Genomic DNA, 11,421 nt, shown 5'->3' on the forward strand with positions numbered 1-11,421 from the left:
ACAAAAAAGGCGCTTCTCTGAGCGCCTTTTTGCTGTCGAACTTTAATTAATCTACTTCACCACAGAAGCGATAGCCTTCACCGTGAATGGTCACAATCAATTCTTCATCGTTTGGTTCGGATTCAAAATGCTTGCGAATTCGGCGAATTGTAACATCAACCGTGCGGTCATTTGGGCGAAGTTCACGGCCTGTCATTTCCATGATCAACTGCTCACGGGTAAGTATTTTGCCAGGATTACTTAAAAACAAGTGCAGAGCCCGGAATTCGCTTCGTGGAAGCCTGAATTCGTTTCCTTTAGGAGAAATCAAGCTACGGCTGTCACCATCAAGCGTCCAACCATTAAATTTTACTTTGCTTGGCAAATCATCATCTTCAGCGGCATTGCTGGTGCGTGAAAGAAGATTTCGAGTACGAATAGTCAGTTCACGAGGATTAAAAGGCTTGGTTAAATAGTCGTCAGCACCAATTTCCAAACCCAAAATACGATCGACGTCATTATCTCTGCCGGTTAAGAAAATCAAGCCAACATTTTTACGATCGCGCACTTCTCTTGCCAGGATTAAACCGTTTTTACCTGGAAGATTTATATCCATGATCACAACGTCAATGGCATTATTTTCGAAAAAGCCGTGCATCTCTTCACCATTTTCAGCTTCGAATACGTTGTATCCTTCTGCTTCAAAGAGGCTTTTTAAAGTGGTACGGGTTACGACTTCATCTTCTACAATTAATATATTTGGCGTCTGCATCTTCTTACACTGTTCTAGTTGACGTTTCGGTGCGCTTAAAACCCTTGATAAGGCCAATTGCAGCGCGTCGGATTATTCTACCCAGTAATTACAATACTCGTTCTACTGGATGAGAAAGCTTATTAATCATGCTTTCAAGACTCACGTTACAGTATTTCAAAAAACTATGCACTTGAAAAGTAACTTTTTTGTTAAAGCATACGATTTCAATTATAAAAACCCAATAAAAAACAAATAGATTCTCTTTACATCTTTTTTACTTTATCGACTTTAGTCGAGTTAGGAGCAATATAATTCGACATATTCCTGAGCTGCCCGACGCCAAGTAAATTTTGAAGCAAAAGCGCGTTGTCGCATTGCAGCAATCAATTTTGCTTGTTCGTTGTAAACGAGTAAGGTTTTACGCAGGCAGTTAATGAGTGCCAGCGAAGAAGGCTCATTAAATGCAAAACCGTTGCTGTTTGGTTCGTTAACATCCACCACAGTATCGGCAAGCCCTCCTACTCGACGCACGATAGGGAGCGTCCCGTAAGCCAGACTGTACATTTGATTGAGTCCGCAAGGTTCAAACTCCGATGGCATGAGAAAAAAGTCACTGCCAGCTTCAATTAAGTGCGCCCATTCAGACGAAAACGCTTCGATAAAACTAAACTTACCCGCATGTTTAGCTGCAACATCATGCAATTGCCTGGTAATGTAGGGCTCTCCTGTTCCCATGATCACCAGTTGAACCTTGTGCGCCAATAGCTCGTCCAAAATTGGCATCAAGTAATCAAAGCCTTTTTGTCTGGTTGCCCGACACACCATGCCTATGAGTGGAACACTTTTTACTCTCTTAAGCCCAGACTGCTGCTGAAGCTTCGATTTACATACTGCTTTGCCTGATAAGTCCTTTGCGTTGAAGTTAGCAGGAATAAGCGGGTCTTTTTCAGGGTCCCACTGAGAATAGTCGCAACCATTTAAAATACCGTGGACTTTTTCAGGAGCTTGATTAATTACGTCATCAATACCATGACTGCCAATATGGCTGCGAATTTCCTTTGCATAGGTAGGACTTACTGCGCAAACTTTATCAGCATACGAAATGCCTGTTTTTAGCAAATTCACATAAGCATTATCGGTATAGACCTGCTGCTGAGAATGTGCATCGAGTATCGGAACTTTTGACAACTCACAAACGCATTGAAAGGCAGCGTTATGAAGCGTGATGATGCAACTTGCGTTGGCAAAAAATTGTTCATCTTGCCAAATTGAATGACGATGGCAAAAGTCGCTTTTTAGAAAGTATGCGGCCATTGCAGTATGCCAATCGTGGGTGTGCACCACATCGGGTTTAAAATGAAGTTCATGACTGACGTGCAGGCAAGCTAAGGAAAAAAAGCTAAAGCGCTGAGCATTGGTGGCGCTTTTTTCACTGCTGTTGCCATCATCAGAATAGGGTTGGCTTTGCTGGCTAAAATAAGAGTGATCAATTAAATAAACCTGTAAGCCATGCAAAGTCAGAGCTTTTACATCAAATTGGTAACTTTGCTCGCCTACATGCAGTATTTGGCTTGGCATGGCATTGGCCAGTTTCATTTGCTCTGCAACTTGCTTGTAGTAGGGCATCATCACAACTACTTCGTGTCCCAACTTTGCAAGCTCAATAGGGAGAGCTTTACCAACATCAGCTAAGCCACCTGTTTTAATAATGTCTTCCACTTCTGATATTAAAAATAATATCTTCATGATTATTTTGACCCTTGGTACACGCTAAACTTATTGGTTTTGCATAAAACCGAAAATGAATGAAAAGTGTTTTGAATATGCTCAGGATAAGGTAAAAAACGATTGGCTACTATCGTTAGCTTGCATCCGCGATTCGCTTTAGCATGAGCAGTTTTAATAAAATTAAGGGTAATGCCATAGTCGTTTTTGAGCCCTTCATGAAAGGGAGGGTTACTTAAAATATGGTCAAAACTTCCGTTAATTTCTTGCATACCATCGCTGGCTACCACTTTTCCCTGAAGTCCGTTTAAAGCTAAAGAACGCTCTGCGCAGTAGAGCGCAAGCGCCGAGATATCACTTAAGGTTGCTTTTAGTCGTTCGCTTAAGCTTAAAAAGTAACATGCAATAACGCCAGTACCACAAGCAAAATCATAAAACTGACCGCGCATCTGCTTCACTTGCTTATGATCAGCAAACTGCTGTAGTAAGAGCGCTGTGCCAGGATCTAATTGCTTGTGACCAAATACGCCTGGCAGTGAAAGCACTTTTATCGACTGTTGATTAATCTCATAGCTACGTGTGACTGCATATTTATCAATATCAAAATTATGTCCATTGGTTTTTTCTGCTGATACTTGACCGCTTATTAATCCACAGTGTTTAGCACTATCCGTTTTATTGATATTGAAGCAAAACCTTTCAAGCTGCTTTGCCACGCTTTTAATGCCGCCTTTATTTTCACCCACTACCAGTAACAGGCCATCAGGCTTGAGCAATTGCGCCATGTTTGCAATGAGCATATCAAGATGCTGTTTGGCCTTTGGCATGTAAATTACAATGCCGTCCAGCTCGCCGGTTTGTGATTGGTCAAAGGCTGCTGAAAAAAAATGGGTGTTCGGTGATGAACTTGCAAGCGCTTTATATGTATCGTAGTACTGATGCAAACCAAAAAGTGTGGGCGCATTGGGTAAAGAGGCTTCAGTTTCAAGTTCACTGAAGATTTGCGTATCACCCGGATTAACCAGAGCCCATTTTCCCACTCCAAAAAGCGACTGGTTGCGAAGCAATAACTGACTTTGTGCGCAAAGCATTAACTTACCCGCCTGTAAATGATGTCCCACACACCATGGCCGAGTTTTTGGCCACGAACTTCAAATTTTGTAATTGGACGATAATCAGGTCGTTCAACGTAAAGGCCCGACTGTGCAGTATTTTCAAAGCCTGGCGCTTGCTCCATTACTTCAATCATATGCTCGGCATAGGGCTCCCAATCAGTTGCCATATGGAATTCTCCGCCGATTTTAAGTTTTGAGCGGATGTTTTTTACAAAGTCGCTTTGCACAATACGGCGTTTGTGGTGTCGTTTTTTATGCCACGGGTCTGGGAAAAATAACTGAAGCCTGTCGAGGCTTTCATCTTTTATACAGCGCTTAAGTACCTCAACCGCGTCATGTTCAAATAAGCGCAGGTTGGTGAGATTAGCGTCAGCGGCGTCTGCTAGACATGCGCCAACCCCAGGTCGATGCACCTCAATTCCGATAAAGTCGGTGTCGGGCGCTTTGCTTGCCATTTCTACCAGTGATTTGCCCATACCAAAGCCTATTTCCAATACTCTAGGCGCCTGGCGAGCGAACACGTCGTTGAGATTAAGCATGCCTTGTTCGACGCTTAAGCCCATTTGGGGCCATAATGTTTCGATAGCTTTTGCTTGTGCATTAGTTAAACGACCTTCACGTTTAACAAAACTTTTTACTTTAGCGATGTACACGCCTGCAGCGCGCGCTTCTTCTTCACTTTTAAAACGGCTCATATTACTTTTTAGTCTTTGATTCTGGTCTTCGATTAAGAGAAATGCGTATACTAGCGGCTCATTATAGAGTATTGCGATATAGAAGTATTTTATAAAAATAGCATGAGTGAATTTTCTTTTTCAGATGAGGTGTTGCGCTGGTTTGATAAAAATGGCCGCAAAGACCTGCCGTGGCAACAAAACAAAAGCCCTTATTCAGTTTGGGTGTCTGAAATCATGCTGCAACAAACACAGGTAAAAACAGTCATCCCTTACTATGAGCGATTTATGGCTCGCTTCCCTCATGTTAACGATTTGGCAGATGCGCCACAGGATGAGGTGCTTCACTTATGGACGGGATTGGGATACTACGCAAGAGCTCGGAACCTTCACAAAGCTGCTCAGCAAGTTCGTGACAAGCATGGTGGTATTTTTCCTGATGATTTTGATTTGGTGCTGGCTTTACCGGGCATAGGACGCTCAACTGCGGCAGCCATTTTATCGCTTGCTGAAAATAAACCCTATGTCATTTTAGACGGCAACGTAAAGCGGGTGCTTTCTCGATATTTTGCGGTAGAAGGCTGGCCAGGAAATAAAAAAGTAGAAGATAAGATGTGGTCAATGGCAGAATCACTTGCTCCTGTTGAGCGTAATTCTGGAAACAGTTTGCCGCGTCATGGCGACTATACACAAGCGATGATGGATTTGGGTGCAACGCTGTGTACTCGAACTAAGCCTAAATGTGAACAATGCCCCGTATCGACGCATTGCCTTGCATTTGCCTTGGGCAAGCAAACAGAGTTTCCGCATAAAAAGCCGAAAAAAGCACTGCCTGTAAAAGTCGTGCAAATGCTCATTCCCTTTTATAAAGGCAGTGTGTATTTACAAAAACGGCCAGCATCGGGAATTTGGGGAGGTCTGTGGGGCTTTATAGAGCTTGATGAACAGCGCACAATAGAGACAGAAGCTTCTGCATTTGACGTGAGTGAAATGACTACACAAACCCTTGAGCCGTTTCGCCATACATTTAGTCACTACCATTTGGACATTCAACCAGTACTGCTACAATTACATGACAAGCCCCGAAACAGACATAGTGAAAATGAGTCGCTTTGGTACCATCTAAACAATTTGAAAAATGTTAGTAATCAAAAGCGTAATGATGAAAACATGGTTGCTGAGGCAGACGAAGCGATAGGCAAATCCGAAGACCAAATCAAGGAAACTAAAATCGGTTTTGCCGCACCCACTTTAAAAATAATGCAGTCGCTTATAGATAGTCTGTAGAATAAACATTAATTAATATTTAGATGTGCAAACGCACTAAGGTAAATTAAAACATGGCTAGAACGGTATATTGTGAGTATTTGAAAAAAGAAGCAGATGGCCTGGATTTTCAACTGTATCCCGGTGAAGTGGGAAAGCGAATTTTTGACAATATTTCAAAAGAAGCCTTTGCAGCATGGCAAAAGAAGCAAACGATGCTGATTAACGAGAACAAGCTCAATATGATGAATGCGAGTGATCGTAAATTTTTGGAAGAGCAAATGGTGGGATTTTTGTTTGAAGGAAAAGAGCCGACCATTGAAGGTTATGTGCCGCCTGAAAAATAGTGCGAGCAAGAGAAAAGTGACTGCTTAAAAAATAAACGCAAATCTGTGTTCAATGCACTAAGTCGTTTAATAAGTAGCTAATTAAACAAAAAAGATGGGCCTTTTTTATAAAAGCTATTGACTTGAGGCACTGAAATCCGTTTAATACGCGTCCACAGCGAAAACACAAATTTTGTGAGTCGCGATTGCCCAGATAGCTCAGTCGGTAGAGCAGCGGATTGAAAATCCGCGTGTCGGTGGTTCGATCCCGCCTCTGGGCACCATTTATTCCGAAAGCCCTGCTCATACGAGCGGGGTTTTTTGTTTGTGCTGACCGACACGCAGGAGCGCTTCGCACTCCCGTATCGGTGCATTAAGGACTACTCTTTTAAAAAACGAATTGCCTCGTCTTTTTCATCGCTTTTAAAATATTTGATATGGATGTTTGAAAATAATTTATCTTCGATTTTAACGATTTTTTCAATCCAGCCTTTATCTGCGACAACGGCGACTTTATCGATGTTTGAAATACCTACTTTATAAAGGTATTTTATCTCTTCTGCGATTGCCGAGAAATCGATGCCTGAAAATGACTCTATTTCTTCATAAATGACTATTTTTTTGAAACGCTCTGACTTAAAGCGAGATTCTGCTAATACCACCGACATGTCGTTTTCAGTTATTCGACCCGACATTTTAAATGCCACGGCATTGTCAATTTTAATGTCGATAATGTCTAACATATAAACTCCTGTTGATTTGTTAGCAATCCTTTGATTGAGTGAGAATTTTAGACTCCCTATTTATAGCCTAACAAACACATACAAAAATTAAAGGGAGAGAATCGGATGGTATTAAGAATCCTGGCTTTTGCTTTTAATCGTCTATCACAGATTTTGCAATAAGCGTTAGCTTATGTGCTATCTTTATATCTAAACGACTCAATCATCATGGTTAAGGCTTCAGTTTGAAAAATGTATGCCTTTTGGCTGTTCTTAAAATGCTGTTAGTTGCATCTGCACATGCGGAAAACGTTGAAATTTATTATGACTATAAACCTTTTGCAAAAGACCTGGAAGCATCGGTTGGTAGTGGTTTAAGCTCAATTACAACGCTACGAGCACTTGAGAATATATCCGTTGAACATTCGTTCCAGCATTTGCCTTTTGACCGAATAGCTCTTGAGCTAAAAACTAACAATAAACCGGCGTGTTCATTGTTTAAAATCAAAAACGATGAGCGCGAGGAACAGTTTCTGTTTTCTCTACCTTTAGCATTTCAGTCAAATTATCGTTTATATATGCAAGCATATTTGCCAGAGCCTCCTGCTAATTTGGTGAGCAATGGTGAAGTGTCTTCGCTTGATGGTTTACTCAAATTTTATCCCTCGTCAAAATTAGTATTAACAGAGGGGATTAGCTATGGCGAGGAACTTGATCAGATTTTAGAGGGCCTGGATGCTTCACAAGTAATAAAGGTTCGCGGTGTCGATCGAAACGCCATTCATGCTCGCATGTTTGCGTATCAAAGAGCAGACTTTACCGTAGCATTTCCTGCTCAGATGAACCGCTTCTCAGGTGCAAGAGGCAATTTAAAATATGAAAGCTTGCGTATCAAAGAGCTGCCTACTCTCGTATCTCTTTACATAATGTGTAATACACACCCCCAAAGTGAGGCATTTTTACAGGAGGTAAATAAAAACGTCGTCGATATGTACTTTGAGGAATCCTTTCTGGAAACGCATTTGCAATTTCAACCAGCAGAAGAGCATAAACTTCTGACCGAAAAGATTTCGCTCATTCGCAAACAAATGAGCAAACAAGAGTAAAGTGCCACGGCGTATTTGCCAATTAGCTGTGCACTTAGTACAAATAGTACAAAGCGTCTAGAACAAAGCGTACAGTACAAAGCGTGAATTATTCGCCCAAGCGACCCACTGGTCGCCTTTCACTTCCCTCTATCCCCTGCAAATTATCGCCTAATGCCTGTCGTTTTTCATTTGCCAATGCTTCAATTTGCGCAACAACTTCAGGATGATCTTCTACAACATTCTTGGTTTCGCTAGGGTCGTCTTTAAGATTATAGAGCTCTATACCGCTTAACATAGGCCATTCTTCTTCTCCCCGCTTTCCGTTTTCACCCGGCTCTATCACTAAGTTATATCGATGAGGATAATAAAGCTTCCAGTCACCAAAACGCACCGCTGTAAGGTCGTTTTTATGAAAATAAAAGAAAAAGGCTTCTCGCGTGGGGTCTTGAGTTTGTCCACTTAAAATTGGCCAAATATTGTGTCCATCGATTTTCTTGTCAGGTAATTTGCCATCTATTAAATTTATGATGGTTGGCAACCAATCCATGCTGATCATAGGTGTGTCTATACGCTGGTTTTGCGGCAGTGTTCCGGGCCACTGCACGAGCGCAGGTGTACGAATACCGCCCTCAAAACTGCTCAGTTTACCATTTCGTAAAATACCTGCGCTTCCCGCATGTTCGCCAAAAGATAGCCATGGGCCGTTGTCTGACATGTAAATAAACAGGGTGTTTTTAAGAATGTTGTTTTGTTTAAGTGCTTTAATAAGTTCGCCCGTTGACCAGTCGATTTCCATCATTACATCGCCATACAGCCCTGCACCAGACTTGCCTTTAAACTTGTCAGATACAAAGAGCGGCACATGAGGTTGAGGATGCGAAAGCATTAAGAAAAAGGGCGAGTCAGCGTTGCGGTTTATAAAATCAACACTCTTTTCAGTCAATTCAGTTGTGAGATTGCTTTGATCGTCAGTAAGGACTTTTACCACCTTGTCTTGCTGATAAATGGGTAAGTCAGCAAAGGCAAACTTTTTGTTTACGTTGGCGCTCCACATATCATTCGAATAGGGGATGCCGTAAAACTCATCAAAACCATGATAGGTGGGCAAAAAAGGCGCAGTATCACCTAAGTGCCATTTTCCAAAAAGAGCCGTGTTATACCCCTTAAGTTTTAAAAGCTCTGGTAAGGTTTCTTCATCCAGATTCAAGCCCACCGGAGGCCCTTCGACTAAATCTGAAGGCATAAATGCGCTGCTTACACCTATTCGATTAGGATATGCTCCAGTTAAAATGGCAGCACGGGAAGCGCTACATACAGGTTGTGCAACGTAAAATTGCGTCAACATAAGGCCATTATCTGCCAAGCTATCTATGTTAGGAGTGCTGTAAGCTTCTTGTCCAAATGCAGACGCATCTGCGTAGCCTTGATCGTCGGTCAGTACGAGCACAATATTGGGAAGTTGAGGTGAGTTATCAGCTTCGTTTTGCAATTGCGTTTTAGCATTGTCGCTACACGCAAGCAAGAGAGTGAATGCAGCGATTATAAACAAACATTTTGATTGTGCATTTTCAACGATTCGGCCAGGTGATGCAAAAGCGCTTGGCATGCCTCGCTCCTTTATCAATAAATGTTGGGTGTAGTCTGTTAAAGCTTGTTTTATTTGTAAACACTCATTATTTATTCGCAAATTATGAAATTACACATCTTAACGGGTTGAGAAAATACCATTAAAGGAATTCAGATCACCGGCTTTGTACGCCCTGTTGCAGCGCTTTTTTATATGCACTGATAGCAGGAATACAGGCAATCAAGGCAGTAGCAACAAGCACAATTGCAATAAAAATTGCCGAATCTGTAGTGAATACGTTCGTCTCGATAAATAGGCCATAGTTTTGTCCAAGCCAGGAAGCGCCGATGAGCAAACTGATAAATACAAGAAATAAAGCGGCAAAACTGCTAATAATCGAAATGGAGAGCGCCTCTAGCTGAATAAGCAGAAAAATTGTTACAGGACTTGCACCTACAATTCGCAGAATAGCCAGTTCTCGTTGTCGCTCTCGAATAGAGGTCAGGAGCATTGTGGCCATTCCCAATAATGAAGATATCAAAATTAATATCGATATTACTCGTAATATATTTTCTACATTACCAACAATTTGCCACACTTCGGCAAGCGCCATACCGGGTAAAATAGCCGTAAGCGGTTCGCCTTCGTACTGATTAATTTGCCGAAGCACAAAAAGCGATTGAAACTTGGCATCTAAACCAACTAATACCGCCGACACACTGCTTATTTCAAGTTCGGGCATCAGACCTTGCTGTAACTGCGCCTGAATCGTCTTTTGTTCATCCTCGCTCATATGCATAGCTTCAATTCCGGCCAGACTTACATGCACCGTTTGATCGACGGGCGTGCCGGTTGGTTCAAGAATGCCTGCTACGGTAAAGGGAGAGTCTTCATGATGGTGAAAACTGGTGTGTCCAATGCCGTGGGAAATAACCAAATTATCCCCAAGTGTATATCCCAGCTTTTCAGCTACTTCACTTCCTAACACCGCCTCAAGCGGTGAGGCAAATATTTCGCCCTTTGCAAATTTGAGCGCCTGTTTGTTTGCGTATTTATAACGAGTAAAATACTCAGCGGTAGTGCCCACTACTCGATATCCCTGATGCGAATCACCCAGTGATAGCGGAACGGCCCAGGCAACATTATTCGCAGCAGTAATGGCTTCATAACTTTCCCAGGAAATATTATTACTTGGGTTACCAATGCGAAAAACCGAGTACAGTAATAAATTGATTTGCCCAGTGCGAGCGCCAACAATAATGTCGACGTCAGAAATAGTTCGGTTAAAACTTTCTTTTGCCTGTGTGCGAATATGCTCAACGCTGATCAAGAGACTAACGCTGACCATAATCGATAGTACGGTTAATAAAACGGAGGTACGTCTGCTTTGTAAACTTTTTAGCGCCAAGCGTAAAATCATTGCATCGGCTCCACTTTCACTTTTACATTGTTAATTTGTTCAATACTCACATGTTTAGAGAAATGCTGAGCAAGGCCTTCATCATGGCTGACGAACAACAATGTGCTTCTTATTTCACCTGCCAAAGACATAAGTAAGTTAATAAAGCCATCGCGAGCATTTGAATCAAGCGCTGATGTTGGCTCATCAACAATCATAATCTCTGGTTCATTAATTAATGCACGAATAATGGCGACGCGTTGCTGCTGACCAACACTTAGCTTGCCAGCGCTTTGATTTAAGATAGTGCGAGGCAGTTTTACGGCTTCGCACATCTGGAGCAACCTGCTTTTGAAATTATTTGCACCATCTGCATTTGTATCATTATTTCCAAAATAAGTATCGCCAACATAAGTATTGCCAAAATAGGCAGCAAGTTCTACATTCTCGGCAACGCTTAAGTATTCAATCAAATTAAACTGTTGAAACACCACACCAATATGCTTTGCTCTGAACTTGTCTCGTTCTCTGGAAGGAAGGGATGAAAATCTTTTATCGAGTAAGTTTATTTCACCTGAGTTTGGGCTCAGCGCACCGCAAATAAGATTCAATAATGTACTTTTGCCGGAGCCCGAGTGCCCTGATAAAAACACTTGCTCTCCTCGTGCTACTTCCCACTGGTCAATTGAGATGATGTCATGTTCTTGATTGGGATAGCAAAAGCGCAGCTCCTTAAATGCAATAGCAGGTGTCAAGTGATCCTTAAGTGTTTCTTTATCTGATGTCATTTGCTTGTCTATTTTTAC

General features: G+C 41.9%; 11 protein-coding genes and 1 tRNA gene. 4 read left to right on the forward strand and 8 right to left on the reverse strand.

Translation table 11 applies throughout. The features are described from left to right. Positions 1 to 46: 46 nt before the first annotated feature. The 4 genes from arcA to trmB form a co-directional block, all read right to left on the reverse strand. Positions 47 to 751, reverse strand: a complete 705-nt coding sequence (gene arcA, locus D6V41_RS08320) for a two-component system response regulator ArcA (RefSeq protein WP_136251006.1) — start codon at positions 749 to 751, stop codon at positions 47 to 49. Positions 752 to 1,030: 279 nt separating this feature from the next. Next, entirely contained in the window at positions 1,031 to 2,479 is a 1,449-nt protein-coding gene (locus D6V41_RS08325) for a glycogen synthase (RefSeq protein WP_136251007.1), read from the reverse strand. 2 nt (positions 2,480 to 2,481) lie between these two features. Next, a complete protein-coding gene (locus tag D6V41_RS08330) occupies positions 2,482 to 3,579 on the reverse strand; it encodes a methyltransferase (protein WP_241664477.1) in 1,098 nt (365 codons plus the stop codon). Further along, entirely contained in the window at positions 3,549 to 4,268 is a 720-nt protein-coding gene (gene trmB, locus D6V41_RS08335) for a tRNA (guanosine(46)-N7)-methyltransferase TrmB (protein ID WP_136251008.1), read from the reverse strand. Before trmB ends, D6V41_RS08330 begins: the two co-directional genes overlap by 31 nt. Before the next feature lie 102 nt (positions 4,269 to 4,370). Here trmB and mutY point away from each other — a divergent pair, with 102 nt between their 5' ends. The 3 genes from mutY to D6V41_RS08350 all read left to right on the forward strand — a co-directional run bounded on the left by mutY (position 4,371) and on the right by D6V41_RS08350 (position 6,123). Further along, a complete protein-coding gene (mutY, locus tag D6V41_RS08340; protein WP_136251009.1) occupies positions 4,371 to 5,534 on the forward strand; it encodes an A/G-specific adenine glycosylase in 1,164 nt (387 codons plus the stop codon). A gap of 53 nt (positions 5,535 to 5,587) precedes the next feature. Further along, positions 5,588 to 5,860 carry an oxidative damage protection protein gene (locus D6V41_RS08345; protein WP_136251010.1) on the forward strand — a complete coding sequence of 91 codons (273 nt, stop codon included), beginning with the start codon at positions 5,588 to 5,590 and terminating at the stop codon, positions 5,858 to 5,860. 187 nt (positions 5,861 to 6,047) lie between these two features. After that, a tRNA-Phe gene (locus tag D6V41_RS08350) sits at positions 6,048 to 6,123 on the forward strand. A gap of 96 nt (positions 6,124 to 6,219) precedes the next feature. Here D6V41_RS08350 and D6V41_RS08355 read toward each other — a convergent pair. Continuing rightward, positions 6,220 to 6,582, reverse strand: coding sequence for a SpoIIAA family protein (locus D6V41_RS08355; protein WP_136251011.1), 363 nt, complete (start codon positions 6,580 to 6,582; stop codon positions 6,220 to 6,222). Positions 6,583 to 6,806: 224 nt separating this feature from the next. On the opposite strand from D6V41_RS08355, the gene D6V41_RS08360 reads away from it, so the two are divergent. After that, a complete protein-coding gene (locus tag D6V41_RS08360) occupies positions 6,807 to 7,667 on the forward strand; it encodes a hypothetical protein (protein WP_136251012.1) in 861 nt (286 codons plus the stop codon). Between the two features lie 88 nt (positions 7,668 to 7,755). On the opposite strand, the gene D6V41_RS08365 is transcribed toward D6V41_RS08360, so the two are convergent. The 3 genes from D6V41_RS08365 to D6V41_RS08375 form a co-directional block, all read right to left on the reverse strand. Continuing rightward, positions 7,756 to 9,255, reverse strand: coding sequence for a sulfatase family protein (locus tag D6V41_RS08365; protein WP_136251013.1), 1,500 nt, complete (start codon positions 9,253 to 9,255; stop codon positions 7,756 to 7,758). Positions 9,256 to 9,391: 136 nt separating this feature from the next. Continuing rightward, positions 9,392 to 10,636: an ABC transporter permease gene (locus D6V41_RS08370; RefSeq protein WP_136251014.1), complete on the reverse strand. Its 1,245-nt coding sequence runs from the start codon at positions 10,634 to 10,636 to the stop codon at positions 9,392 to 9,394. Continuing rightward, a complete protein-coding gene (locus D6V41_RS08375) occupies positions 10,633 to 11,403 on the reverse strand; it encodes an ABC transporter ATP-binding protein (RefSeq protein ID WP_136251015.1) in 771 nt (256 codons plus the stop codon). Before D6V41_RS08375 ends, D6V41_RS08370 begins: the two co-directional genes overlap by 4 nt. Positions 11,404 to 11,421 lie beyond the last annotated feature (18 nt).

The sequence above is a fragment of the Ningiella ruwaisensis genome, assembly GCF_004798935.1.
GTDB classification, from domain to species: Bacteria; Pseudomonadota; Gammaproteobacteria; order Enterobacterales; family Alteromonadaceae; genus Glaciecola; species Glaciecola ruwaisensis.

What these genes read in the sequence shown, in the direction of transcription:
- D6V41_RS08365 (WP_136251013.1), bottom strand. Translation starts at nt 9,255, where the DNA reads ATGCCAAGCGCTTTTGCATCACCTGGCCGAATCGTTGAAAATGCACAA.
- D6V41_RS08375 (WP_136251015.1), bottom strand. Translation starts at nt 11,403, where the DNA reads ATGACATCAGATAAAGAAACACTTAAGGATCACTTGACACCTGCTATT.
- D6V41_RS08370 (WP_136251014.1), bottom strand. Translation starts at nt 10,636, where the DNA reads ATGATTTTACGCTTGGCGCTAAAAAGTTTACAAAGCAGACGTACCTCC.
- D6V41_RS08345 (WP_136251010.1), top strand. Translation starts at nt 5,588, where the DNA reads ATGGCTAGAACGGTATATTGTGAGTATTTGAAAAAAGAAGCAGATGGC.
- mutY (WP_136251009.1), top strand. Translation starts at nt 4,371, where the DNA reads ATGAGTGAATTTTCTTTTTCAGATGAGGTGTTGCGCTGGTTTGATAAA.
- D6V41_RS08355 (WP_136251011.1), bottom strand. Translation starts at nt 6,582, where the DNA reads ATGTTAGACATTATCGACATTAAAATTGACAATGCCGTGGCATTTAAA.
- trmB (WP_136251008.1), bottom strand. Translation starts at nt 4,268, where the DNA reads ATGAGCCGTTTTAAAAGTGAAGAAGAAGCGCGCGCTGCAGGCGTGTAC.
- arcA (WP_136251006.1), bottom strand. Translation starts at nt 751, where the DNA reads ATGCAGACGCCAAATATATTAATTGTAGAAGATGAAGTCGTAACCCGT.
- D6V41_RS08325 (WP_136251007.1), bottom strand. Translation starts at nt 2,479, where the DNA reads ATGAAGATATTATTTTTAATATCAGAAGTGGAAGACATTATTAAAACA.